Here is a 24852-nt window from a genome sequence, read left to right as displayed (position 1 = left end):
TCAGTCCTGCGGGTTGATCGCGCGCAACCGGCGCGGGCCGGTGTCGGGCCGCGACGGCGGCGCCCCCAGCACCAGGCGGGCGTTGGCGGCGAAGGCGCCGTCCGGCGAGGCCAGGATCGGGTCCAGCACCAGCGACCGCACCTCCGGGTTGTCCTCGGCCAGCGCGGCCACGCGCAGCACCATGTCCTGCAACGCGGCGAGGTCGGCCGGCTCGTCCCCGCGGTAACCGGTGAGCAGCGGGGCCGTCCGCGGCTCGCGCAGCAGCGTCGCGGCGTCGACGTCGGTGAGCGGCACGGCCCGGTAGGCGCGGTCGCCCAGCAGCGTGCTGACCAGCCCGGACAGCCCGAACGACACGAGCGTGCCGAACGACGGGTCGTCCTGGAGCCCGATCACGCACGACAGGCCCTTGGGCGCCATCCGCTGGACGTACACCTCGTCGTCGCGGGAGACCTCGCGCAACGTCTCGTAGGCCGTGCGCACCGAGTCTTCGGACGCCAGGTCGAGCCGGACGCCGGCCAGGTCGGGCCGCCCGCGCAGCCGTTCGTCGACCGCCTTGAGCGTCACCGGGTAGCCCAGCTCGCCCGCCGCCGCGACCGCTTCGTCCACAGTGGACACGATGCGGAAGGGCACGATGCCGATGCCGTAGCAGTCCAGCAGGCGCACGACTTCGGCGTCCGAGAGCAGCGTCGTCTTGCCGCTGTCGGCCTCCAGGAGCTCGCGCACGATGCCCTGCGCCTGTTCGGCATGGATCCCCGCGGGGCGCACCAGCGTGCCCTGCGGGCGTTGCCGCCACGCCGCGTACCGGATGACCCGGGCGAGGGCGGTCACCGCGCGTTCGGGGCTCGGGTACGACGGGATCGAGCCGCGCGTCGGCACGCCGTCGCCGGACAGGACCGCGAGTTCGTCCGGAACGCCTTCGGCGGCGAGGAACGTCGAGACGATCGGCTTGTGCTGCCCCAGTTCGACGACGGTTTCCCGCAGGGCCCGCGCATAGGCCGTGCCGGGGATCGCCACCGGCGGCGCGAACACGACGACGAGCGCGTCGGTCTCCGGCGAGGTGAGGGCCTCGCGGACGGCCTTGGCGAACTCCTCCGGCCCGGCCTGCGGGCCGACGTCCACCGGGTCCGACGCCAGCCGCAGGCCCTGCATCCGCGCGGTGTCGGCGGCCAGCAGCCCGATCGCGCTGGAGTTGCCGACGATGCCGACCCGCGGCCCGGCGGGCAGCGGCTGGTGGGCGAACACGAGCGCGGTGTCGAACAGCTGCGCCAGCGACTCCACGCGCACGACCCCGGCCTGCTCGAACAGCGTCTGGACGCTGGCCTCGTCGATCTCCGTCGACGTCGCCGCCAGCTGCGGGCGGACCGCGTGCCGCCCCGACTTGACCGCGACGATCGGCTTCGTCCTGGCGAGCCGCCGGGCCAGCCGCGCGAACTTGCGCGGGTTGCCGAAGGACTCCAGGTACAGCAGCACCAGGTCGGTGTCCGGGTCGGTTTCCCAGTACTGGAGCAGGTCGTTGCCCGAGACGTCGGCCCGGTTGCCGGCCGAGACGAACGTCGACAGGCCGAGGCCGCGCGCTTCGGCGTCGGCGAGGATCGCGGTGCCGAGCGCACCGGACTGGCAGAAGAAGCCGGTGCGCCCACGGCCGGGCAGCCGCGGGGCGAGCGTGGCGTTCAGCCGGATCCCGGGCGCGGTGTTCAGCACGCCGAGCGCGTTCGGGCCGACCACGCGCATGCCGTGCGCCCGCGCCTCGCCGACCAGCCGCAGCTCGGCGTGCAGGCCGCGCGGGCCGGCTTCGGCGAACCCGCTGGACAGGATCAGCAGCGTCTTCACGCCCTTGGCCAGGCAAGCGTCCAAAACGGACTCGACGGCCTCGGCGGGCACCGCGACGACGGCCAGGTCGACCGGGTCGGGGATGTCCAGCACCGACGGGTACGCCCGGACGCCGCGCACCGAGCGGTGCTCCTGATTGACCGGGTAGACGGTGCCGGTGAACGCGGCGGCCAGCAGGTTCACGAAGGCGACGTGGCCGACCTTGCCCGGCTCGGCCGACGCGCCGATCACCGCGACCGAGGACGGGTGCAGCAGGTTGTGCACGCTGCGCGCCTCGGCCGCCTGCTCGCGTGAGCGAGCGACGGCGAGGGACTCCTCGGTGGGGTCGATGTCGAACTCCAGGTGCAGCACGCCTTCCTCGATCTCGCGGCTGACCTGGTAGCCGGCGTCGCGGAAGACCCGCACCATGGCGGCGTTCTCGGCGAGCACCTCCGCGACGAACCGGCGCAGCCCGCATTCCGACGCGGCCGCGGCCAGGTGCTCCAGGAGGATCGAGCCGAGGCCGCGGCCCTGGTGGGCGTCGCTGACGACGAAGGCGACCTCCGCCGACGGCCCGTGGTCGAGCCGTTCGTACCGGCCGACGGCCACGATGTCGTCGCCCAGGAAGGCGGCGAACGCCACCCGGTCGTGGTGGTCGACCGTCGAGAAGCGCTTCAGGTCCTTCTCCGGGATCCGCGGGTAGGCGCCGAAGTAGCGGAAGTAGCGGGTGCGCTCGGAGAGCTTGGCGTGGAAGGCGACGAGACCGTCGGCGTCGGTGGGCACGATCGGGCGCAGGTGGACGGTGCCGCCGTCGGACAGCACGACGTCGGCCTCCCAGTCGCGGGGGTAGTCGAAGGGGTCTCGTCCGGCCATGGTCAGTCCCTGGGGTCGTCCGGATCGAGGCCGTGCAGCGGGAAGACGGCGCGGCGCGTGTCCCGCACGGCGACGTCGACCGGGTCGTCCTCGCCGTCGCCCCACGGCTTGAACCCGGTGTCGCGGTCGTCGGTCATCGTGCGCGGCAGCTCGGCCTGCGGAGCGGCCTTGCCGACTGTGGCGACCCACTCGGGCGGCAGCGGCGTCGCCGGGTCGACGTCCCGGTCGAGGACGGTGGCGATCAGGTGCGTCCACGACCGCGGCACGACCCGGATCAGCTGGTAGCCGCCCCCGCCGACGGCGATCCACTTGCCGCCGGCGTAGGTCTCCGCGAGGTCGCGGAGGGTGGCGTAGATGGTGCGGTGCCCGTCGACGCTGAGCGAGAGGTCGGCGAGGGGGTCTTCTTCGTGGGAGTCGACCCCGCACTGGGTGAACAGCAGCTGCGGTTCGAAGTCGGCGAGCAGCGAGGGGACGACGGCGTTGAAGGCCCGCAGCCACCCGGGGTCCCGGGTACGCGGCGGCAGCGGGACGTTGACGGAGGTGCCGTCGGCCTTCCCCCGGCCGGTCTCGGCGGAGTAGCCGGTGCCGGGCCAGAGCGTGAAGGGGTGCTGGTGCATCGAGATCGTGAGGACGCGCGGGTCGTCGTAGAAGGCGGCCTGGACGCCGTCGCCGTGGTGGACGTCGGTGTCGATGTAGGCGATGCGGTCGAAGCCGTGGTCGAGCAGCCAGGAGATGGCGACGGCACAGTCGTTGTAGACGCAGAAGCCGGCGGCCTGGTCCCGCATGGCGTGGTGCAGCCCCCCGGCGATGTTGACGGCCCGGCGCGCTTCGCCTTCGGCGACCTTCCGGGCGGCGAGCAGCGTGGAGCCGACGACGAGGGCGGAGGCGTCGTGCATGTCGGAGAAGACGGGGTTGTCGGAGGTCCCGAGCCCGTGCCCGACGTCCCACCCGACGAGCGGAGCCTCCCGCACGGCGGCGAGGTATTCGGGGGCGTGGACGCGCAGGAGTTCTTCGTCCCCGGCGCCGGTGGGGACGAGCAGTTCGACGTCCCGGAGCACGCCGAGTTCGGTGGCCAGCCGGATGGTGAGCTCCAGCCGGACGGGATTGAAGGGGTGATCCCCACCCAGGTCGTAACCCAGCAGGGCACGGTCCCAAACAACGGCCGGCGACATACCGCCCGACTCTAGTGCCGATCGCGGAGATAGGTGGACTGGAAGGTCTGGTGGAGGGATGGGCCGGCCCGGGTGTGGGCTGGTGGGGGCGGTTCGGCCCGGCCGGCCGAGCGCGCCGGCTCGGCTCGGCAAGCGTTGCCGAACTCGGCTGGGCGCGGGTGGCTCAGCCGGGTCGGCGACCGCGGCTCGGCCTGAGCCGTCACCCGCTCCGGCCGGGCCCGCTGTGGCTCAGCCAGGCAGGGGGCCCGTTGCCGCCGGGCGGTTCGGGTCTCGGGACCAGTGGGACCACGAGCCCGCGTACAAGCCCGCGCCCAGGTGACCGGCCAGCTCCAGTGCCAGGACCACCGAACTCGCCGTCACCCCTGAGCCGCAGTACGCGCCGACCGGCTCGCCCGGGCGCAGGCCCAGGCCCGCGAACCGCTCCGCCAGCTCGGCCGGTGGGCGCCAGCGGCCGTCCGCGCCGATGTGGGCGGCGAACGGGGCGTTCACCGCTCCCGGGATGTGGCCCGCCCGCGGGTCGACCGGCTCCGTCTCCCCTGCGTAACGCGGGGTTGCGCGCGCGTCGAGGAGCAAGCCGTCGCGAGCCAGGGCTGCCGCTTCGTCCGCGTCCAGGACCGGCATTCCTCCCGGGCGGACCGTGATGTCGCCCGGCTCCGGGCGCACCTCGTCCGTGCTCACCGGGTGCCCCTCGGCCGTCCACGCTGCGTAACCGCCATCGAGGATCGCGACCTCGGTGTGGCCCGCCCAGCGCAGGAGCCACCACGCGCGGGCCGCCACCGAGCCGTCCGCGTCGTCGTAGGCCACCACCGGGGTGCCCGTCCGGACTCCGGCCGCGCGCAGGTCGCGCTGCAGGTCGGCCGGGTCGGGCAGGGGGTGCCGGCCGCCCTCGCCCGGCTCGCCGGCGAGCACGCTGTCGAGGTCGGTGAACACCGCACCGGGCACGTGACCCTCGCGGTAGGACTCGGCGCCGGGCGGACCGGCGAGCCGCCAGCGGACGTCGAGGACCACGGGGCGGTCCCCGGCCGGGCCGGCCAGCGCGGCGGCGAGGTCGGTGGTGCTGATCAGCGGACGCATGCCTCCCATCTTCCAGCGGCCGCCCACCCGGCCGCGCCGGGGTGCGGACATATCCCCCACCGGCGAGTTGTTACCCCCGAGGCCCGCCGCCGCTGCCGGGGTCAACGACTACGATGAGCAACGCGGACGAAGGGGACAGCGTGAACGATCTCATCGACACCACCGAGATGTACTTGCGTACCATCTACGAGCTCGAAGAAGAAGGTGTCGTTCCGTTGCGCGCCCGCATCGCCGAGCGCCTGCAGCAGAGCGGCCCGACCGTGAGCCAGACCGTCGCCCGGATGGAGCGCGACGGGCTGGTCGTGGTCGCCGACGACCGGCACCTCCAGCTGACCGACCACGGCCGGGAACTGGCCATCGCCGTGATGCGCAAGCACCGTCTCGCCGAACGCCTCCTCGTCGACGTGATCGGGCTCGAGTGGGAGCACGTGCACAACGAGGCCTGCCGGTGGGAACACGTGATGAGCGAGGCCGTCGAGCGCAAGCTGGTCAAGCTGCTCGACCACCCGACCACCTCCCCGTACGGCAACCCCATCCCCGGCCTCGACAAGCTGGGCGACGGCGACCCCGCGCCGCCCGCGGAGGCCGACCTGGTCCGGCTCGACGAGTTCGCCCGCACCGGCGGCGGCCGCGTCGAGATCCGGCGCATCGCCGAGCACGTCCAGCTGGACGAGTCGCTGATGACCGAGCTCAAGTCCGTCGGCATCGTGCCCGGCGGCACGGTCACCGTCGGCAAGGCCACCGGCGGCACCATCGAGGTCACCGGCGGGGACACCACCGCCCAGGTCGCCAGCTCCGCGCTGCACGCCGTCCTGGCGCAGGCCCGATGAGCCCCGCCACGGACGCCGTCGCGGCGTTCCGCACGGTCCACGGCACCGCGCCGGCCGGCGTCTGGTCGGCGCCCGGCCGCGTCAACCTGATCGGCGAGCACACCGACTACAACGACGGCTTCGTGCTGCCGTTCGCCCTGCCCCACCGGCTGGCCGCGGCGGCGTCGCCCCGCGAAGACGGCGTGCTGTCCGTGGCCACCCTGGGCGACGACGGCCAGCTCCAGCGCTCCGGCGAGCTCAAGATCGCCGACCTGGCGCCGGGCGCCGTCGACGGGTGGGCCGCGTACCCGGCGGGCGTCGCCTGGGTGCTGCGCGACCAGGGCTTCGCGAACGGGGCCGACCTGGTCATCGCCGGGGACGTGCCGTCGGGGGCCGGGCTGTCCTCCTCCCACGCGCTCGAGTGCGCGGTGTCGCTGGCGCTGCTGGGGCTGGCCGGCCTGGAGCTGGACGGCAGCCGCACCGACGTCCCGACGCGGCCCCAGGTCGCGCGGTGGGTGCAGCGGTCCGAGAACGACTTCGTCGGCGCCCCCACCGGCCTGCTCGACCAGACGGCCTCCCTCTGCTGCACCGAGTCCCACGTGCTGTTCCTCGACGTGCGGTCGGGCGAGCAGGAGCAGGTGCCGTTCGGCCTCGCCGAAGCCGGGCTGCAGGTGCTGATCATGGACACCCGCACTAAGCACTCGCATGCCGAAGGCGGGTACGGCGAGCGCCGCCGCGGCACCGAACGGGCGGCCGAACTGCTCGGGGTGAAGGCGCTGCGCGACGTCACCAACGAAGGTCTCTCGGACGCGCTCGACCGGCTGCCGGACGACCTGGTGCCGCTGGTGCGGCACGTCGTCACCGAGAACCAGCGGGTGCTCGACACGGTCGAGCTGCTGCGCGCCGGCCGGCTGGCCGACATCGGGCCCTACCTGGACGCCTCGCACGTCAGCATGCGCGACGACTACCGGATCTCCACGGCCGAGCTGGACCTCGCGGTCGACTCGGCGCGGGCGGCCGGGGCGCTCGGCTCGCGGATGACCGGCGGCGGCTTCGGCGGCTCGGCGATCGCGCTGGTCCGCGACGCGGACCTGGAGCAGGTCAAGGAGGCCGTCGAGGCGGCGTACGAGAAGGCCGGCTACCGGCGGCCGCGGATGTTCACGGCGGTGCCCTCCCGCGGCGCCGGCCGCGACGAGCTCTGACGCCGCGCGGGTCCGCCCGGGGCAACCCCCGCGCGGACCCGCGCGTCGGCCAGAGGGAAGACTGTGGAGCACAGTCACCCTCGGCAGGAAGGCCTGAATGTGTCGGAGCAGAGCAACGCCCTGAAGCTGGTCGTGACGGGCGGAGCCGGGTACGTCGGAAGTGTCTGCGCCGCCCGGCTGGTCGAAGCCGGGCACCAGGTCACCGTCGTCGACGACCTGTCCACCGGGCACGCCGACGCCGTCCACCCGGACGCGCGGTTCATCGAAGGCGACGCCGCCGAAGTGGCGGGCAGCCTGCTGCGCGAAGGCTTCGACGGCGTGCTGCACTTCGCGGCCAAGTCGCTGGTCGGCGAGTCGATGACGGAGCCGGCGAAGTATTGGGAAGGCAACGTCGTCACCTCGCTGCGGCTGCTCGAGGCCATGCAGGAGCACGGCACGCCCCGCCTGGTGTTCTCTTCGACGGCGGCGACCTACGGCGAACCGGAGCAGTCGCCGATCCCGGAGACGGCGCCGACCCGGCCGACCAACACCTACGGCGCGACGAAGCTCGCCATCGACGCGGCGATCACCAGCTTCGCCGTCGCGCACGGCCTGGCGGCGGTGAGCCTGCGCTACTTCAACGTCGCGGGCGCGTACGGCGCCTTCGGCGAGCGCCACACCACGGAAACCCATCTCATCCCTCTCGTCCTGCAGGTCGCCACGGGCGACCGCGAGCGCATCCAGATCTTCGGCGACGACTACCCGACGCCGGACCACACGGCGGTGCGCGACTACATCCACGTCGTGGACCTCGCGGACGCGCACCTGCTGGCGCTCAAGCACGCCACCGCGGGGGAGCACCGCATCTACAACTTGGGCAACGGCACCGGCTTCTCCGTTCTCGAGGTGATCGAGGCTTGCCGCGAGGTCACCGGCCACCCGGTGCCGGCGGCGGTGGCCCCGCGCCGCGCGGGCGACCCGTCGGTGCTGGTGGCGGCCAGCGACCGGGCCCGCGAGGAGCTGGGCTGGAAGCCGGAGCGGACCGAGCTGGCCGGGATCGTGCGGGACGCCTGGGAGTTCACCCAGTCGCGGCGAGGCTGACCCTGTGCTGACCTGATGGCGGCGCGGCGGGCTGGGGCTTTGGGCCTGGGCCCGCCGGGCTGTCGGATGGCCAGCTTCCGGTGGGTTGGGCAGGTGAGCACGGCGCGGGTACCGGTCTCGAGTGCGGCGGTCTGATGCGAGCGGGTCACGATCCCGCGCTTCGAGGTGCTCGACACCTGATTGGTGCCGGAGTGGAGCGACCCAGGACGCCTGGGAATCCACCCGGTCACGGCGAAGCTCGACCCTGCTCCAACCGACGGCGCACGGCGGACCGGGCCCTGCGCGACCTCGAATTGGTGCGTCGGCCGCCGGGGCTCATGCCGCTTTGCCTACGTCGTTGTCCGCGGGGTCCAGGCCGAAGCCGACCAGGGGGCCTGCTGCCGCCGCTGCCAAGCCGCGGATTACCTCCGGGGGTGTTCCGGTGTCCAGGACCCTCTTCAGCAACGACGCCAGCACGTGGTCCGGTGCCGCCTCCAGGGCGTTGTCCAGGGCCATTCCCGCGAACGCTCCGTCGCCGCGCAGGTATGCCGTGAAGCCCAGCAGGGTCGCCGGTTCCGCTCTCTCCGGGGGCGGGATCTCCCGGACCAACGTCAGCCATAGGTGCTCCGCTTCGCGTGCTCCCGCGGTGGCCGGGGGCACCGCCATTGCCAGGCACAAGTCGCGAATCTCCGGCAGCTTCAACGCGTTCGCCAGCAACACGGCCTCCTCGTCCGTCGGTGGCCCGTCGCCGCGGCGCCGGCGTTCGAAGGCCGCGCGGACCACCGATGCCGCGCCGTTGACGCGGGTTGCCTCGGGCCAGGGCGGGGAGGTCAAGCGGGACAACTGATCCGCGCGGCGGGCCAGCGCCTCCGGCGATCGCGGGGCCAGCAGCGCCTCGAGTTCCTCGCGGCTGTCGAACGCCACCGTCCCGCACTCGGTCGCGGCCGCCGCCACGACCGTCGAACGGGGGTCCGGCAACACACCGGCGCATTCCTCGATGCGGTAACACGCCCAAGGTGCACCCGCCCTGATGGCGGGCGTCCACAAGGCGTGCAGCACCGGAAGGCCGGCATCCTCCAGCGCCCGCACCAAGTCCTCGACGAAACCCGCGTGCGGTGGCGGCTTTCCGGGTCTCCGCCGTCCGCCGACGATCACCAGGGTCACGCCGACGTGGCTACCCGCGGCGAACCGCTGCGCCAGCGCCTGCGCCTGGCGGATGCGGTGTACGCGGCGGGGCAGGTCGCCGCGCAGGATCAGGCCTGGGCAGTCGCCCGGGTCGCGGTGGCCGAGCAGGACGACGGACTTCGCGGGCCGGAATCCGATCAGGTACGGCAGTGCGGTCAGCAGCTGTGCGGGGTCTCGGAGGTCGGGCGGGGTGGCTGTGGTCATGCCTCCACTGTGGGGCAGGCCGGGGCCGGATGGGGCGGTGGCGGGAAATCTGTGGATGGGCGGGGCCGATGTGGACGGAAAGCGCCCGGCGGTGGCCGGGCGGGGCGTTCCTGTCGGTGGGGCGGGCTATGCTGCCCGGCCCCACCGGCCGCCCCCCCATCAGCTTGCGGGGGTCCGGGCGTCACCGCTCAGTCGCAGTGCTCGAACCCGCTCTCGTAGGTGTTGCCGCCCACCGAGCCGCCCCACTTCACGCACGTCGAGTCGGCGGTCTTCTTGACCGGCCCGGCGTAGTAGGTGAAGCTGCCGGAATCGGTCGTCCGGGCTCCGCCCTGGACCTCGAGGAACGCCGCCACCGCGCTGGCCGTGCCGAGCGACGTGGCCTTCAGCGTGGTCACGCAGTTCGCCCTGGTGGAAGCGTTGTACAGCAGGTAAGCCGTGCCCGAGGAGCCGGCCAGCGCCTGCTGGTCGACGACGGAGAAGCCGTCGCCGCACACCTCTTCGGCGGAGTACGGGTTGCCGCCGCAGCCGTTCTTGCTCGTGAAGTCGGTGTGCGCGTAGTACGGCACGGCAGCGCCGTTCAGCTTCGCCTTCTGCACGACGCCGTTGAGCCGCTCTTCGAAGTGCAGGTGCGGGCCGGTGACGTTGCCGGTCGCGCCCGCGGTGCCGAGCTGCTTGCCGCCGGTGACCGACTGCCCCACCGAAACCGACTGGGTCGACAGGTGCGCGTACCGGCTGCGCCAACCGCCGCCGTGGTCCAGTTCGATCCACCGGCCGTAGCTCGCGCTGCCCTCGTTCTCCACCCGCGTCACGGTGCCGGAAGCCGAAGCCAGCACGGGCATCCCGGTGATGCCGGACTTCTGGAAGTCGACCGAGTACTCCGGGCTGTGGCCGCTGTAGGTGGCCGCGTCCACGGTGACCCCGCACTTGAACGGCACCTGGAAGTTCGGCGCGGCCGAGGCGGTCGCCTGGCCGGCGAGGGTGAGGCCGAGCGCGGGCAGCGCCACGGCGGCGGCGAGCACGGCGAGCCGTCGCAACCTGGACATGGGGGGAACCTCCTGGCAAACGGGACAACTTGACACCACGAAGGGAAGTCCCCGTCGGTACATTTTCCGTACAAGCACCCGCGGAGGACTGCCGACATGACGACCCGACCAGCCGTGTTCCCCCGGGCTCAAGGCTGGTTGCGCTGGGCGCTCGTCGCGGTGCCGATGGTCGCCGCCATGCCCCACGCGGACCTGCGAGCCTGGCTCCTGATCGGGGTGACCCTCGCGCTGTCGATCCCGCTCCTGTGGATCCACGACGCTCGCGTCCGGCCGCTGACGACGGCGCTGCCGCTGGCCGTGATCGCGACTACGGGCGCGCTCTGGGTGCTCCTGCCGAGCAGCTGGGCGTCGGTGGCGATGTCCAGCACCACGTTCTTCGTCGTGCTGAGGCAATCGACGGTGCCGATCGTGCTGGCGGTCGGGCTCGACTTCGCGGCGATCACGGCCGGGGCGGCCCGCTACGACGTGTGGAAAGGCGCTCTGTCGACGTACGCGGTCCTCGCCGTGATCGTGCTGATGGGTCTCAACCGGCGGGCCCGCCTCGCGCGCATCGAGCAGACCGAACTGGCGCTGGCCCGCGCGCAGACGGCCAACGAGGAGCACGCCCGCGCGGCCGCGCTCGCCGAACGCGCCCGCATCGCCCGCGAACTGCACGACGTCCTGGCGCATTCGCTGGCCGGGCTGGCGCTGAACCTGCAGGGCGCGCGGCTGATGCTGGTGCGCGACGGAGCGAGCCCGGACGCCGTCGCCCAGATCGAACGGGCGCAGACGCTGGCGTCGGAAGGCCTCGCCGAAGCCCGGAAGGCCGTGGCCGCGCTGCGCGAGGACGCCGTCGGCGTCGAACGCGCGATCGCGGACCTCCTCGCCGCGTACCGGCTGGACAGCGGGGCGCGCGCGGATCTGCAGGTCGAGGGCGAACCGCGCGAACTGGGCCCGGCGGTCGGCACCGCGCTGGTCCGCGCGGTGCAGGAGGCGCTGGCCAACACCCGCAAGCACGCGGGGCAGGCCGATGTGGCAGTCACGCTGAACTACGCCGCCGGGTCGGTGGAGCTGACCGTGGCCGACCGGCAGGGCAGGCGCCCGCCGGACGCGCCCGCCGCAGGCTACGGTTTGCGCGGGATGGGCGAACGGGTCGCGCTGCTCGACGGGCGGCTGGAGAGCGGGCCGGGGGAGGACGGATGGCGGATTCACCTGACGGTGCCGGCGTGACGCTGCGCGTCGTGCTGGCCGACGACCAGGCCGTGGTCCGGGAAGGCCTGGTCACGCTGCTCGGGCTGCTGCCCGGGGTCGAGGTGGTCGGCGCCGCCGCCGACGGCCTGGCCGCGCTCGCGCTCGTCGCCGAGCACCACCCCGACGTCGTGCTGGTGGACCTGCGGATGCCGCGCTGCGACGGCGTGGAGGCCACCAAGCGGATCCGCGCCGGACACCCCGGTACCGAGGTCGTCGTGCTGACCACCTACGCCGACGACGAGTCGCTGCTGGCCGCGCTGCGCGCCGGCGCCCGCGGGTTCCTCACCAAGGACGCCGACGCCGAGTCCATCGCGCGGGCACTGCGCTCGGCCGCCGCCGGCCAGTCCACAGTGGACGGGGAGCTGCAGCGGCGGCTCGTCGAAGCCGCCGCCCGCAGCGCCCCGCCGCGCGTCAAGGAGGTCGAAGGCCTGACCGCCCGCGAGCTCGAAGTGCTGCGGCTGATCGCGGCGGGCCTGTCCAACACCGAAATCGCCCGCACCCTGGTGGTCAGCGAGGCGACCGTGAAGACCCACGTGAACCACCTGTTCGCCAAGGCCGGGCTGCGCGACCGGGCCCAGGCGGTCGCGTTCGCCTACCGGGCGGGCATCGCCGGCTGATCCCTCACCGCGCGGGCGGGATGTTCGCGTTGTGGTGGAACACGTTCCGCGGGTCGTAGGCCGCCTTGATCCGGGCCAGCCGCTCGTACTTTTCCGGCCCGTACGACGTCCGGACGCGGTCGGCTTCGTACTCGGCCATGAAGTTGACGTAACCCGCCGAGTTGGACGAGACCGGCACCAGCGCTGCCCAGAACTCGCGTACCCACGCGCGGTCCGCGGCGTAGGGCTCCGGTTCGGCCGCGAGCGAGTCGATGTTGATCAGGATGCTCTCGCGCCGCGGTCCGCCGAACGCCGTCGCGTCGTCGGCCACCTCCGTGAAGGCGCCCCGCATCGAGAAGATCGGCATGATCGACATCGGGGACGTCTTGCGCGGCAGGAAATCCGCGATCACCTCGATGACCTCGTCGGTGAAGCCGTCGGCGTAGGCGGCCTTCTCGTAGGCGAGGATGCCCCACGGCGCGGCGTCGTCGAGCATCCGCTGCAGCTCGACGTACGGGATCGGCGAGACGAATTCGAACAGCGGCGCCGGCCCGGACCGGGCCGCCCGGGCCGCCTCGGCGTGCTGCTCCTCACCGTCGAAACCGGCGATCAGCACGGCGTAGCCCGGCCGGAACCGGAAGGGCTCCGGGACGAAGGGCGCGGGCGGCGCGTTCAGCCCGGCGACGAGCACTCCGAGTTCGCCCGGCAGCGTCCGGAGCAGCTCGCGGGCGTGGCGCAACGCGGCCACGCCGTCGTCGAGACCGTAGAAGAACAGTCCCAGGTGGACGATCGGGCCGACCGGGTGCAGCCGGAACTCGAACTCGGTGACGACGCCGAAGTTGCCGCCGCCCCCGCGCAGCGCCCAGAACAGGTCGGAGTGCTGCCCGGCGGACACGCGCAGGATCTCGCCGTCGGCGGTGACGAGCTCGACCGAGACCAGGTTGTCGCACGACAGCCCGTACTTGCCGGTGAGCCAGCCGAAGCCGCCGCCGAGGGTGAGCCCGCCGACGCCGGTGTGGCTGATCGTGCCGCCGGGTACCGCGAGCGCGTGTTCCTGCGTGGCCGCGTCGAGCTGCGCCCAGGTCGTCCCGCCGCCGCAGCGGACGGTCCGGCCGTCCGGGTCGACGTCGATCGCGCCGAGGGAGCTCAGGTCGAGGCAGAGACCGCCGTCGACGACCGCGGCGCCGCCGTAGTTGTGCCCACCGCCGCGCACCGAGACGTCGAGACCGGCTTCGCGCGCGTACGCGAGTGCTGCCGCCACGTCCGCGGGCCCGGCGGGCCGCACCACCACCGCGGGGCGGCGGTCGATCTCCCCGTTCCAGACCGACCGCGCGACGTCGTAGCCGGGGTCGCCGTCGGTCAGCACGGCTCCGGACAGCTGGGTGCGCAGGCTCTCCAAGGTGGGTTCGGCGGTCGAGGTCATGGCGGGTCCTCTCGCAGCGGACGGAACGCCGGTAAGTCGCCTGACCTGCGACGATCGTTACATTGAGTGATCGCCATCGCGGACAGTGACCAGCCGCTGCGTGAATCCGGCTTGGACCAGCCTGCCGAACGCCCGCTCGACGCCGGGCGGGATGCGCTGCGGGATCGCGAAGCCCCGCTCGGCGTACTCGGTGATCCGCTGGGTCTCGCCGACGAGCATGCCGATCACGCGCTCGGCCTCCTCGCTGCCGGCCAGGTGGTCCTCCAGCGAGCCGCCCTTCGCCGCGCAGACCAGGTCGCCTTCGGGCCATAGCCGCTTGGCTGTCGCGTACGCCCGGCGCTGCTGGTAGGGCCGCGAAACGAGCGTCACGGTCCGGACCGCGATCCCCCGCTCGGCGAGCAGCCGCCGGGTGAACGCGATGTTCTCCCCCGTGTGCCGGGCCTCGGGTTCGACCAGGATCGCCTCGTCCGGCACCCCGAGGTCCAGGGCGATCTCGCGGTAGTGGACCGCTTCGCCGCGCGGGAAGCGCTCCAGCGTCGTCGGGGCGTTCGCGCCGGTGAAGACGATCAGCGGGAAACACCCGGCGTGGAACAGCTCCGCGGTGTGGACGGCCACACCGGGATCGCGGCTGCCGAGCCCGATCCCGACGTCCGACCGCCGCGGCCCGTGGCGCAGGTCGTGGTAGTCCCACAGCGTGCGGACGTCGGCCCGGAGGCGCTCCGGCAGCATCAGCCGAACGCGGCCCGCAGCGCCGGCTTGCCGCCCGTGACCGGGAGCGTGACCGACGACTTCGTGAGGTCGAGCGCCAGTCCGGCGCCCGGCTTCGGCCGCAGCGTGTAGTCGTGGTCGCTGGAGGCGAGCAGGAACTCGAGCCGGTGGCCCGCCGCGAGGACGTAGTCCTTCGGCATCAGGTCGACGCCGATCCGGTAGGTCTGCCCGGGCGTGATCGGCTCGGTGCCAGCGGGCGACGTGCGGTTCTGCGGGTCGGTCCAGCCGCGGCTGATGATGTGGGACGTGCCGTCGGGGGCGCGGTCGAGCAGGATCGCCGAGACGTTCGCCGCGGGCCGGTCGAACGCCAGCGCCAGGTCGGCGCGAGCGGTGCCGGAGAGGCGTACGGCCTGCTTCGCCGCCGAAGTCGCGTACAGCAGGCGGTTGCCGGACGACGCCAGCCCGGCCAGCTGCTCGATCGTCTTCGACGAGTCGTCGGCGAGGGTTTCGGAGGCCGCCGTGCCCGGCACCGGGTTGCGCGTGTCGATCGCGCCCTTCGCGCGGCCGCCCGGCCACGGGTACACGCGGACGTCGGCGGTGCCCGGCGCCGGCCAGTCGGCCTCGTCGGTCCACGACAGGTCCTCGCGCTGGATCGTCGCCTTCGGCTCGTTCTGGATGCCGTTGTCGATGCCGTAGAGGTAGTGCGACATCCACTTGTTCAGCGTCGCGAGCCAGACGTCGCGGCGCAGCGAGTACGGGTCGGCGTGCCCGGACTGGTGCAGCCAGATCTTGTGCTCGACGCCGCGGGCCTTCAGCGCCTCGTACCAGGTCGCGACCTGCTCGGACTTGACGTTCCAGTCGTTGAGGCCGTGCACCGCGAGCACCGACGCGTGCACCTTGCCGACGTCGTTGCGGTAGTTGCGGACGTCCCAGAACGGCGTGTAGTCGCCGGTGACCCGGTCCTGGTCGCGGGTCAGCCCGTCGATCACCGGGCGGCAGATCTGCCGGTCGGCGCGGGTGTAGACGTACTCGGCGAGCACGTCGGCGTCCTCGCCCTGGAACCCGCCGGCCGCGACGACCGCGCCGTCGTGGCGGTAGTACTCGTACCAGCTGGAGATGGCCGCGATCGGCACGATCGTTTCCAGGCCGGCGACACCGGTGCCGGCGACGGCGTTGGGCAGGGTTCCGTTGTAGGACACGCCCATCATGCCCGTCTTGCCGGTGCTCCAGTCCGCCTTCGCCGCGGCGCCGGTCGCGTCGCGTGCCGGCGTCCGGCCGTTGAGCCAGTCGACGACCGAGCGGGCGCCGATCGTCTCGTTGACGTCACCGGTGGTCGGGCAGCCGGTCGAGAGGCCGGTGCCGAGCGACTCGCCGTAGACGACGGCGAACCCGCGCGCGGTGAAGTAGTCCTGGTAGCGCCAGGTGATCGGGGCGGCAGGCCCGACGCCGTGCGCGGCGACGCGCGGGCCTTCCGGACCGCGGGCGTACCCGGGCGCGTAGAGCTCGACGTCGACGTCGTGGTTGGCGACGTCGTTGCCGCCGGCGTAGTACGGGCTGGCCTGGTAGACGACGGGCACCTTCAGGCCCTGCTGGGTCGCGCGCGGGCGCACGACCTGGGCGTGCACGAGGTCGTCGGTGCCGTCGTGGTCGCTGTCGACGGGCGCGGTGACCCAGACGTCCTCGCGGACGACGTCGGCCGGGTCGAACACCGGCTGCGCCTGGCCGCCGGTGAACACCGGCGACGGCGGGGCGGCGGCTTCCGCGGCGACCGAGGTCAGCGGAAGGGCAAGCACGGCGGCGAGCAGGACGGCGGCTTTCACTCAAGACCCCCAAGCCGGGCGAAGCGGACGACTGAAGACACTTCCGGTCCGCCCGCGGGGGTGTCAAGAGACTAACGTCGGAGGCATGCCGACCCTGGAAGCGCCGATCACCGCCGTGACCGTCTACCCCGAGCGGGCGCGGATCACCCGCCGGGGCAAGGCTCCGCTCGACGGCGGGCCGCGCCTCGAATTCGCCGGGCTGCCCGTGGCTCTCGACCCGGGCTCGGTCCGCGTCACCGGTGCCGGGCCCGCGCTGATCACCGGCGTCGACGTCCGCACCGAGTGGCACGCCGACCCGGCCGACCCGGCGCTGCAGGCGCTCGTCGAGCAGCGGCGGGCCGATCAGGCCACGCTCGACGGCGTCCTGGACGACGAAGCGGCCGAAACGATGAAGGTGGATCTGCTGACGTCGCTGGCGAAGCGCAGCGGCAGCAGCTTCGCGAAGGCACTGGCCAACGGCACGGCCGAACCTTCACGCGTCGCGGAGGTGACGGACGCGCTGAGTTCGCGGCTGGCCTCGGCGTTGAAGGCGCGCCGGGCGCTGAGCGAGCGGATCGCGCGGCTGCGCGAGGACCTCGCCGCGCTCGACCGGCGGATCGAAGCGCACGACAACCGGCCCGGCCGGGACAGCACCTCGGTGATCGTCGAGCTGGAGATCTCGGACCCGGGCGCGGAAGCCGAGCTGGAACTGTCCTATGTGGTCGCCAACGCGACCTGGGAGCCGGGCTACGACATCCGGGTGCGCGGCACCGACGTCACCGTCATGTCGTACGGGCTGGTCAGCCAGCAGACGGGCGAGGACTGGCCGGAGTGCGAGCTGGCGCTGTCGACGGCCCGGCCCGCGGGGGCGGTGGTGGTGCCGGAACTTTCGCCGTGGTACCTGGACCGGGTCCTCCCGCAGCCGGGTGGGTTCGTGGCCGCGGCGGCGTACGGCGGCTCGGGCGGCGGGGCCCCGGAAGCCGCGCGGAAGCGGTTCGCGCCGTCGATGGCGCCGCAACTGGCGTCGGTCGAACAGGGAGCGACGGCGGTCACCTACCGGGTTTCGCGGCCGGTGGCCGTGCCGTCCGGCGCGCAGGGACACCGGACGACGTTGGCGCAGCTTTCGCTTACGGCCGAGCTGGGCTACGTGACGGCACCGGTGCTCGCGGAGGAGGCGTATTTGCGCGCCACGGTGGAGAACACCTCGGAGCACGCCCTGCGGCCGGGACGCGCTTCGGTGTTCCACGACGCGGAGTTCGTCGGGACGACGGTGCTGGAGCCCTGGGCGCCCGGCGAGGAACTGGAGCTGGCGCTGGGCGTCGACGACCGGATCCGGGTGGAGCGGGAACTGGTCCGGCGCACGGCTTCGAAGGCGGCGCTGTCCGGGCAGAAACGGCGGGAGGCGGAGTACCGCATTTCGGTCGTGAACCACGGGCCGCGAGAAGCCGTGGTGACGGTGCTCGATCAGGCGCCGGTCTCGCGGGACGACACGATCACGGTGAAGGACGTGAAGACGTCGCCGGCCCCGGTGGAGACATCGGAGCTGGGCGAGTTCACGTGGAAGCTGACGCTGGCGCCGGGTGCGACGGGCGAAGTGAAGCTCTCGTACCGTGTGGACGTGGCGAAGGGCGTGGAGCTGTCGGGCTGGCGGGAGTGACGACGCCGGCTCGCCCGCTTCCGGGCGAGCCGGCCGCTCCTAACCCTGCGCGATGTAGGCCTGCAGCTGTTCCTGGCTCTGCTCCAGCTGTTCCATCCGGTTCTTCACGACGTCCCCGATGGACACGATCCCGGCCAGCCGGCCGTCGGCCAGTACCGGCACGTGCCGGATGCGGCGTTCGGTCATCAGGACCGACAGCTGGTCCACCGAGTCGTCCGGGGAGCAGCTCGCCACCAGTTTCGTCATGATCTCCGACACCGGGCCGTCGAGCAGCGCCGGGCCGTGTTCGTTCAGCCGCCGGACGACGTCGCGTTCCGAGACGATTCCCGCGATCGACCCGTCCGGGGCGACGACCACCATCGCGCCGACGTTGTGGTCGGCCAGTCCGGCCAGCAGCGCGGTCACCGTGGTCTCCGGAGTGACCGTTGCGACCGCCGACCCCTTCTTGCGCAGCAGATCCGCAATCCGCATGGCGATCCTTCCCGTCGGTGAGCTGGATCACCACAGGTTAGGGCCCTGCGGCGCCCCGCGAAAGTCCGGCAAACGGGGCGTCTTCGTGGTATTCGAACCGATTCAGCCGAGGCGTTCGGCCAGGCCGTCGAGGGCCAGCCGGATCCCGGTCGCGTAGTCGTCGTCGCCGAGGGCGTCCAGGCGCGCGCGGGCCAGCGCCAGCTGTTCGCGCGCCGCGGGCAGGTCGCCGAGCTTGCGGTAGTCCTCGCCCAGGTTGAGGTGCAGTGACGGGTAGAACCCACGCACCGCCAGGGAGGAGTGGTATTCGCGGGCCCGCGAATCGGTCAGCGAATCCGCCGCCGCCAGGGCCCGCAGGTCCCACTCGAGTTCCTCGGCCGGGTCGTCGCAGACGTCGGCCAGGTGGTGGGCCAGCGCGACGCGGTGCAGCGGGTCGCCGTCGTCGCCGATCGATTCCCACAGCTTCACGAAGGTCGCGTACGCGCCGGCGCGGTCGCCGCCGATGTGCTGCCGCAGACCGGCGTCGATCGCCACCATCACGTCGTCGGTCATGCCACTCCTTCGTCCGCCAGCGCCCGCAGCCGGGCGAGCCCTGGCTCGATCCGCTCGGCCGCGACCGCACCGTAACCGAACACCAGGCCGTGCCGCCGCTCCCCCACGCCGAAGTCCCCCAGCGAGTACAGCCGCACGCCACGACGGCGAGCGGCGCGGACCAGCCGGCCGCAGTCCGCCGGCGCGACCGCGCTGAGGTGCAGGCCCGCCGTCGACGGCAACGGCGTCAAGAAGTCCGCGAAGTCCCGGGCGAGCACCGCGGAGAGGAGCTCGTGCCGGCCGCGGTAGACCTTCCGCATCCGCCGGACGTGCCGGGCGAACCCGCCTTCGGCCATGAACGCCGCCAGCGCCGCCTGCTCGACGTTCGGCGCGTGCCAGTCGGTGAGGTAGCGGGCCTTGACCAAGGCGGGCACCAGCGACGGCGGCGCGATGAGGAAGCCCAGCCGCAGCGCCGGCGAGAGCACCTTCGAGAACGAGCCGACGTACACGACTCGGCCACGGGAATCCAGGCTGTGCAACGGTTCCAGCGGCCGTCCGGTGTAGCGGAACTCGGTGTCGTAGTCGTCCTCGACGAGCACCGCGTCGTTCCGCTCGGCCCAGTCGAGCAGCTCCAAGCGGCGGTCCAGCGACATCGACAGGCCGAGCGGGTACTGGTGCGACGGCGTCACGTACACCAGCCGCGTCCCCGCCGGGATGGCGTCGACGACGATCCCGGACGCGTCCACCGGCACCGGCGCGACCCGCACCCCGCGCGCGCCGAGCACCAGCCGCGGCGGCGGGTACCCCGGGTCCTCGACGGCGGCGAGGTCACCGGTCCGCAGCAGCACCCGCGCGACGAGGTCGGTCGTCTGCTGGGCGCCCGCGGTGACGACGACCTGCGCCGCACCGGCACGGACGTCCCGGGAAACGCCGGCGTGCCGGGCGATTTCGGCGCGCAGCGCGGCGTGGCCCTGCGGGTCGCCGTAGGTCATCAGATCGGCCTGGCCGGCCCGCAGCCGCTGCGTGATCAGCCGCCGCCAGGTGTCGAACGGGAACAGCGAGAGGTCGGGGACGCCGGGTCGGAAGTCGAATTCCGGCGCCGGGGCGAAGGGGGCGGGCGGCGGCGGGACGGCGTCCCACTCCGGCAGCGGCCGCACGCCCGGAACGTCCGGCACGGGCTCGGCGGAAACCGGCGAAGCCGTGACGAACGTGCCCGAGCCGACGCGGGCGGCGAGGAACCCCTCGGCGGTGAGCCGGTCGTAGGCCGCGCTGACCGTCGTCCGGGAGACCGCCAGCCGCTGCGCGAGCTCGCGGGTCGGCGGGAGCGCCTCGCCGGGCCGGATCCGGCCGGCCAGGATCGCCGCGCGCAGCTGCCGGTAGATCGCGTCGCGGTGGCCGCGCGTCCCGGTCAGGTCGATGTGGATCTCCACCCGCGTCAGTCTAGATTGGCCCACGAAGGTTGCGAGGGATTTGGCACTGTTCGTGGTCCGCTTCCGCGCCTAGCGTGACCGGCATGGATCTCCGCGAACTCGACCGCCGCACCCTGCTCATCCTCGACAAGCTCGTCGCCGGCGTGACATCCGCCGACCTCGCCCGCCCCACCCCGTGCGCCGGCTGGACCCTCGCCGACCTGCTCCGCCACCAGGTCAGCGAGAACCACGCCTTCGCGACGGCCGCTCGCGAAGGCTCGGCGCCGGACTGGGACGCCGGTGTCCTCGGCGACGACGCCTACGCCGCGTACCGGGCGTCCGTCGACGACTTCCTCGACGCGTTCACCGATGACGCCGTGCTGGAGCGGCAGCTCACCATCAACCACTTCGGCACGTTCCCCGGCTCGATCGCCGCGCACATGCACCTGGTCGACACGCTCGCGCACGGCTGGGACCTGGCCCGCACGCTGGACCTGCCCTACGAGCCGGACGCCGAAGCCGTGTACATCGCCTCGAAGCTGGCCGAGCGGATCCCGGACGAAGGCCGCGAGAAGAACGGCTCCTTCGCCCACAGCGTCGAGGTTCCCGCGGGTGCGAGCGAGCTCGACCGGTTCCTCGCCCTCCTCGGCCGCGATCCCGCCTGGCGCGTCAGCTGACCTCGCCGACCGGGGCGCTCCACGTGTCGCACGCCTTGGTGGCTTTGCCGTCGTAGCCCGCCTTCGCCCAGGACAGCTGGTGCTCGCGCGAGCCGTGGGTGTCGCTGTTGTTGGCCCGGCCGTAGTCGGCGACCGCGGCGTTCGCCAGCGATCGGCTGATCGAGCCCGGGCCGGCGACGGCCGTCAGGAACAGCGCGCCGAAGCAGTTCGCCTGCAGCTCGATCCGGCGCACGACCTCCTTGTCGGCCGCGCTGTTCTCGTCCGGCGAGGTCATCTTGTCCGCCGCCGCGGAGAGGATGCCGCTCTCGCGCTGCACGTGGTGGCCGTATTCGTGGGCCAGCGTCGCGATGTGCCGGGCCTTGTTGAGCCCCGCGTCCGACAGCATCCAGTCGGTCGGGGCGTAGATCGTCGTGTCGCCGCCGCAGTAGTAGGCGACGGCTTCGTTCTCCGTCGGCGCCTCGCCGCACGAGCTGTGCTCCGGCAGCGTCACCGACACGGTGGCGGTCAACGTCGGCTCGTTCACCTTCTCCAGCGCCGGGCGCCACGACTGCTCCAGGCAGCTCACGAGCGCGCCGTAGTAGGCCTTGAGCTGGTCGGCCGCCCGGCCGAGTTCGGGCAGGCTGCAGGTGGCGGGCCCGGGGCTGATGCCGTCGCCGAGCAGCGGGTTGCGGGCCAGCTCCGGCACGGCCTTCGGGGGCTTTCCGGTGCCGCCGTAGGCCCGGCCGGAATCGGCGCCCTGCGCGGCGAGCGCGCGGCCGTCCACCCGGTGCGGGATGGTGGCGGCGATCAGGGACATGGCCACGACGACGATCAGGACGCCGGTGACCGCACCCCACAGGCGGTTGCGCGGCGGCGCGATCGGGACGGGCGGGGCCGCGGCCCAGCCGGGCGTCCACGGGCTCGGCTCCGGCGTCCACGCGGGTTCCGGTGGCCGGGCCGTCCCCGGCCACGGCGGTTCGGCGTCGTTCACGGTCTCCCCCTGCTGTGTGGCACCAGCATACGGACACCCCCGGAGGCCGGGATCACGAAACGAAAACGCCACCGGGTGGCCGCCGGGCCCCCGACCAGGCGAGACTGTCTGGCATGAGTGTCGAGGATCCTTATCTGTGGCTGGAAGACGTGACCGGTGACGACGCGCTCGGCTGGGTGCGCGCGCGCAACGACGAGACGCTGGCCGAGCTGACCGCCGGCGCGCGGTTCGCCGAACTGCGCGACGAACTGCGCGAGGTGCTCGACGCCGACGACCGGATCCCGTACGTGCGCCGCCGCGGCGAGTTCCTCTACAACTTCTGGCAGGACGCGAGCCACCCGCGCGGCCTGTGGCGGCGGACGACGCTGGAGTCCTACCGGCAGGCCGAGCCCGAGTGGGAGCTGCTGCTCGACGTCGACGCGCTGGCCGAGGCCGAAGGCGAGAACTGGGTCTGGCAGGGCGCCACCGTGCTGCGGCCGGGCTACCGGCGCGGCCTGGTCGAGCTCTCCCGCGGCGGCGCGGACGCCACGGTCGTGCGCGAGTTCGACCTCGACGCGCACGAGTTCGTCGCGGACGGCTTCACGGTCCCGGAGGCGAAGACTCGGATCGGCTGGATCGACCTCGACCGCGTCTACATCGGAACGGATTTCGGCCCGGGTTCGCTGACCAGCTCCGGCTACCCGCGGCTGGCCAAGGAGTGGCGCCGCGGCACGCCGCTCGAAGCGGCCACCACGGTCTTCGAAGGCAAGCCCGACGACGTCTCGATCGGCGCGTCCCACGACCCGACCGAAGGCTTCGAACGCGACTTCGTCAGCCGCGCGATCGACTTCTACCGCTCGGAACTGCACCTCAGAACGCCGGGCGGGCTGGTCAAGATCGACGTCCCGGACGACGCGAGCGCGTCCCTGCACCGCGAGTGGCTGCTGGTGCGGCCGCGGACGGCGTGGACCGTCGGCGGCACGGAACACCCGGCCGGCGCGCTGATCGCCATCATCTTCGACGCCTTCATGGCCGGCGACCGGGACTTCACGACGCTGTTCACGCCCGACGAGCACACCTCGCTGAGCTACTGGGCCTGGACGCGCCACCACCTGCTGCTCGGCACGCTGCGCGACGTCCGCACCGAGCTGCGCACGCTGACCCCGGGCCCGGACGGCTGGCAGGAGGCACCGCTGGCCGGCGGCCCGGAGTTCGGCAGCGCGGACATCTTCGACACCGATCCCGACGTCAGCGACGAGTACCTGATCGACTCCAGCGGCTTCCTCCAGCCGTCGACGTTGAGCTATGGGCACGTCGGAGAAGAGGTCGAAGTCCTGAAGCAGGCTCCGGCGTTCTTCGACGCTTCGGACATGAGCGTCGCGCAGTACTTCGCGACGTCGGAAGACGGCACGAAGATCCCGTACTTCGTCGTCCGGCCGTCCGGCGCCGAAGGCGGCCCGACGCTGCTGACCGGGTACGGCGGCTTCGAGGTCTCGCTGACGCCGTCCTACAGCGGGATGATCGGCCGCGGCTGGCTCGCCCGCGGCGGGACGTACGTCGTGGCGAACATCCGCGGCGGCGGCGAATACGGGCCCGGCTGGCACACCCAGGCCATCAAGGCCGAGCGCCACCGCGTGTACGAGGACTTCGCCGCGGTGGCCGCGGACCTGGTGGAGCGCGGCATCACCACGCCGGCGAAACTCGGCATCCAGGGTGGCAGCAACGGCGGCCTGCTGATGGGCGTCATGCTGACGCGCTACCCGGAGCGGTTCGGCGCGATCGTCAGCCAGGTCCCGCTGCTGGACATGCGCCGCTACCACCTGCTGCTGGCCGGCGCGTCGTGGATGGCCGAGTACGGCGACCCCGACGACGCCGCGGAATGGGACTACATCGCGAAGTACTCGCCGTACCAGAATGTCCACAGTGGACGCGCGTATCCGCCGTCGCTGTTCGTGACCTCGACGCGCGACGACCGCGTGCACCCCGCCCACGCCCGCAAGATGGTGGCGCGGATGCGTGAGCAGGGGCACGACGTCCGGTATCACGAGAACATCGAAGGCGGCCACGGCGCCGCGGCGGACAACGAGCAGCTGGCGTTCAAGTGGGCGCTGGTCTTCGAGTTCCTGTGGGAGCAGCTCACGAAGTGACCCGCGCGAGCACGACGCCGCCGACGATCAGGGCCAGCGCGGCCACCCGGCCGACGCTCAGCGGGTCCTTGGTCACGACGACGCCGAGCACGAAGCACAGGAGCGTCGGCCACGGCTTCGTGAAGTTCTCCGTCGGCTTGACGCTCTGCGACCAGGCGATCTCGACGAACCCGGCGAGGACGAGCGTCACCCAGCCCATCAGATCGCCGCCAGCGCGGCTTCGCGTGAGGCGACGCGCTCGCCTTCGCGCGCGGCCAGGTGCGGGTCGACCAGGGCGTTGGTCAGCTCGGCGTGCACGAACCGGACGTCGTCGACGTCGTAGTGCCCGGCGACGAAGTCCCGCAGGTAGCGCTCGTGGTGGTCGAACGGCGCCCGCGGCGTCCCTTCCGCGTACGTCCCGCCCCGGGCGCCGGCGATGACGAACTTTTTGGGCCGCAGGGACATTCTCGGGAACGTCACCTGGTCGATCCACGCCTTCAGGGCGGCCGGGATCGAGAAGTTGTACATCGGCGCGCCGATCAGCACGACGTCGGCTTCGAGCAGCTCGGCGAGCAGCGGCTCGACGATCGCCCACGCCTGCTTTTGCGAGGGCGTTCCGACGACGCCGGCGTAGTGCGCGGGGTCGGTGATCCCCGCGGCGAGCAGGGCGTCGCAGATTTCGGTCCACGCTTCGCCGATCACCGGGACCGGGTCGGCGGCGAGGTCGCGGTAGGTCCGGGTGCCCGTCCAGGTGGCGGAGTACCGGGCGGAGAGCTCGCGCGAGAACGACGAACGGCGGGCGCTGGAGTCGAGGTGCCGGCGGAGCGGATCACCGCGGCCCTGCGGCAG

The 24852-nt window shown here is 72.8% G+C and carries 22 protein-coding genes; 8 read left to right on the top strand and 14 right to left on the bottom strand.

Annotated features, from left to right (window positions below):
• The 3 genes from ISP_RS12825 to ISP_RS12815 form a co-directional block, all read right to left on the bottom strand.
• Positions 1 to 2682, bottom strand: a complete 2682-nt coding sequence (locus ISP_RS12825; protein ID WP_013224292.1) for a bifunctional acetate--CoA ligase family protein/GNAT family N-acetyltransferase — start codon at positions 2680 to 2682, stop codon at positions 1 to 3.
• Positions 2683 to 2684: 2 nt separating this feature from the next.
• The gene (locus ISP_RS12820; protein WP_013224291.1) at positions 2685 to 3854 is read right to left on the bottom strand and encodes an acetoin utilization protein AcuC; all 1170 of its coding nucleotides are present in this window, start codon (positions 3852 to 3854) and stop codon (positions 2685 to 2687) included.
• A gap of 228 nt (positions 3855 to 4082) precedes the next feature.
• Positions 4083 to 4928: a sulfurtransferase gene (locus ISP_RS12815; RefSeq protein WP_013224290.1), complete on the bottom strand. Its 846-nt coding sequence runs from the start codon at positions 4926 to 4928 to the stop codon at positions 4083 to 4085.
• Positions 4929 to 5041: 113 nt separating this feature from the next.
• Here ISP_RS12815 and ISP_RS12810 point away from each other — a divergent pair, with 113 nt between their 5' ends.
• The 3 genes from ISP_RS12810 to galE all read left to right on the top strand — a co-directional run bounded on the left by ISP_RS12810 (position 5042) and on the right by galE (position 8019).
• On the top strand, positions 5042 to 5758 hold the full coding sequence (locus ISP_RS12810; RefSeq protein ID WP_013224289.1) for a metal-dependent transcriptional regulator: 717 nt from the start codon (positions 5042 to 5044) through the stop codon (positions 5756 to 5758).
• Positions 5755 to 6939 (top strand): galactokinase, encoded by a 1185-nt coding sequence (gene galK / locus ISP_RS12805; RefSeq protein ID WP_013224288.1) that lies wholly within the window; start codon positions 5755 to 5757, stop codon positions 6937 to 6939. The genes ISP_RS12810 and galK overlap by 4 nt, the downstream gene beginning before the upstream one ends.
• Before the next feature lie 99 nt (positions 6940 to 7038).
• Positions 7039 to 8019, top strand: coding sequence for a UDP-glucose 4-epimerase GalE (gene galE, locus ISP_RS12800; protein WP_013224287.1), 981 nt, complete (start codon positions 7039 to 7041; stop codon positions 8017 to 8019).
• Between the two features lie 315 nt (positions 8020 to 8334).
• Here the strand turns inward: galE and ISP_RS12795 are convergent, their stop codons facing one another.
• Together ISP_RS12795 and ISP_RS12790 are read right to left on the bottom strand one after the other, a co-directional pair.
• Entirely contained in the window at positions 8335 to 9387 is a 1053-nt protein-coding gene (locus ISP_RS12795; protein WP_013224286.1) for a DUF4192 domain-containing protein, read from the bottom strand.
• A 188-nt stretch (positions 9388 to 9575) separates the two neighbouring features.
• Positions 9576 to 10430, bottom strand: coding sequence for a M23 family metallopeptidase (locus tag ISP_RS12790; RefSeq protein WP_013224285.1), 855 nt, complete (start codon positions 10428 to 10430; stop codon positions 9576 to 9578).
• Between the two features lie 96 nt (positions 10431 to 10526).
• Here ISP_RS12790 and ISP_RS12785 point away from each other — a divergent pair, with 96 nt between their 5' ends.
• Both ISP_RS12785 and ISP_RS12780 read left to right on the top strand, forming a co-directional pair.
• Positions 10527 to 11639: a sensor histidine kinase gene (locus ISP_RS12785; protein WP_230468770.1), complete on the top strand. Its 1113-nt coding sequence runs from the start codon at positions 10527 to 10529 to the stop codon at positions 11637 to 11639.
• Positions 11636 to 12277, top strand: a complete 642-nt coding sequence (locus ISP_RS12780) for a response regulator (RefSeq protein WP_013224283.1) — start codon at positions 11636 to 11638, stop codon at positions 12275 to 12277. Before ISP_RS12785 ends, ISP_RS12780 begins: the two co-directional genes overlap by 4 nt.
• Before the next feature lie 4 nt (positions 12278 to 12281).
• Here ISP_RS12780 and ISP_RS12775 read toward each other — a convergent pair whose 3' ends face one another.
• The 3 genes from ISP_RS12775 to ISP_RS12765 are packed head-to-tail and all read right to left on the bottom strand — an operon-like array spanning position 12282 to position 16207.
• Positions 12282 to 13679 carry an FAD-binding oxidoreductase gene (locus ISP_RS12775; protein WP_013224282.1) on the bottom strand — a complete coding sequence of 466 codons (1398 nt, stop codon included), beginning with the start codon at positions 13677 to 13679 and terminating at the stop codon, positions 12282 to 12284.
• 57 nt (positions 13680 to 13736) lie between these two features.
• Positions 13737 to 14408, bottom strand: a complete 672-nt coding sequence (locus ISP_RS12770) for a YdcF family protein (RefSeq protein WP_013224281.1) — start codon at positions 14406 to 14408, stop codon at positions 13737 to 13739.
• A complete protein-coding gene (locus tag ISP_RS12765) occupies positions 14408 to 16207 on the bottom strand; it encodes a Xaa-Pro dipeptidyl-peptidase (RefSeq protein ID WP_013224280.1) in 1800 nt (599 codons plus the stop codon). The genes ISP_RS12770 and ISP_RS12765 overlap by 1 nt, the downstream gene beginning before the upstream one ends.
• Before the next feature lie 85 nt (positions 16208 to 16292).
• On the opposite strand from ISP_RS12765, the gene ISP_RS12760 reads away from it, so the two are divergent.
• Complete coding sequence (locus tag ISP_RS12760; protein ID WP_013224279.1) at positions 16293 to 17843, top strand: DUF4139 domain-containing protein; 1551 nt, start codon at positions 16293 to 16295, stop codon at positions 17841 to 17843.
• Positions 17844 to 17882: 39 nt separating this feature from the next.
• On the opposite strand, the gene ISP_RS12755 is transcribed toward ISP_RS12760, so the two are convergent.
• The 3 genes from ISP_RS12755 to pdxR form a co-directional block, all read right to left on the bottom strand.
• Positions 17883 to 18314, bottom strand: coding sequence for a CBS domain-containing protein (locus ISP_RS12755; RefSeq protein WP_013224278.1), 432 nt, complete (start codon positions 18312 to 18314; stop codon positions 17883 to 17885).
• Positions 18315 to 18416: 102 nt separating this feature from the next.
• Entirely contained in the window at positions 18417 to 18863 is a 447-nt protein-coding gene (locus ISP_RS12750) for a hypothetical protein (protein WP_013224277.1), read from the bottom strand.
• Positions 18860 to 20272, bottom strand: coding sequence for a MocR-like pyridoxine biosynthesis transcription factor PdxR (gene pdxR, locus ISP_RS12745; RefSeq protein ID WP_013224276.1), 1413 nt, complete (start codon positions 20270 to 20272; stop codon positions 18860 to 18862). The genes ISP_RS12750 and pdxR overlap by 4 nt, the downstream gene beginning before the upstream one ends.
• An 83-nt stretch (positions 20273 to 20355) precedes the next feature.
• Between pdxR and ISP_RS12740 the strand changes: the two genes are divergently transcribed.
• On the top strand, positions 20356 to 20928 hold the full coding sequence (locus ISP_RS12740; RefSeq protein WP_034284350.1) for a TIGR03086 family metal-binding protein: 573 nt from the start codon (positions 20356 to 20358) through the stop codon (positions 20926 to 20928).
• On the opposite strand, the gene ISP_RS12735 is transcribed toward ISP_RS12740, so the two are convergent.
• Positions 20921 to 21898, bottom strand: a complete 978-nt coding sequence (locus ISP_RS12735) for a neutral zinc metallopeptidase (protein ID WP_013224274.1) — start codon at positions 21896 to 21898, stop codon at positions 20921 to 20923. The two genes, ISP_RS12740 and ISP_RS12735, sit on opposite strands and share 8 nt — an antisense overlap.
• 113 nt (positions 21899 to 22011) lie before the next feature.
• On the opposite strand from ISP_RS12735, the gene ISP_RS12730 reads away from it, so the two are divergent.
• The gene (locus ISP_RS12730) at positions 22012 to 24024 is read left to right on the top strand and encodes a prolyl oligopeptidase family serine peptidase (protein ID WP_014466817.1); all 2013 of its coding nucleotides are present in this window, start codon (positions 22012 to 22014) and stop codon (positions 24022 to 24024) included.
• On the opposite strand, the gene ISP_RS12725 is transcribed toward ISP_RS12730, so the two are convergent.
• Positions 24014 to 24223 (bottom strand): SMR family transporter, encoded by a 210-nt coding sequence (locus ISP_RS12725; protein ID WP_013224272.1) that lies wholly within the window; start codon positions 24221 to 24223, stop codon positions 24014 to 24016. The genes ISP_RS12730 and ISP_RS12725 overlap by 11 nt on opposite strands.
• On the bottom strand, positions 24223 to 24852 hold the full coding sequence (locus ISP_RS12720; RefSeq protein ID WP_071831492.1) for an FMN-dependent NADH-azoreductase: 630 nt from the start codon (positions 24850 to 24852) through the stop codon (positions 24223 to 24225). Before ISP_RS12720 ends, ISP_RS12725 begins: the two co-directional genes overlap by 1 nt.

Origin of the sequence: Amycolatopsis mediterranei (genome assembly GCF_026017845.1) — a bacterium.
GTDB lineage: Bacteria > Actinomycetota > Actinomycetes > Mycobacteriales > Pseudonocardiaceae > Amycolatopsis > Amycolatopsis mediterranei.
Note: the sequence above shows the minus strand (reverse complement) of the source record. Positions and strands in the feature narration are given on the sequence as shown.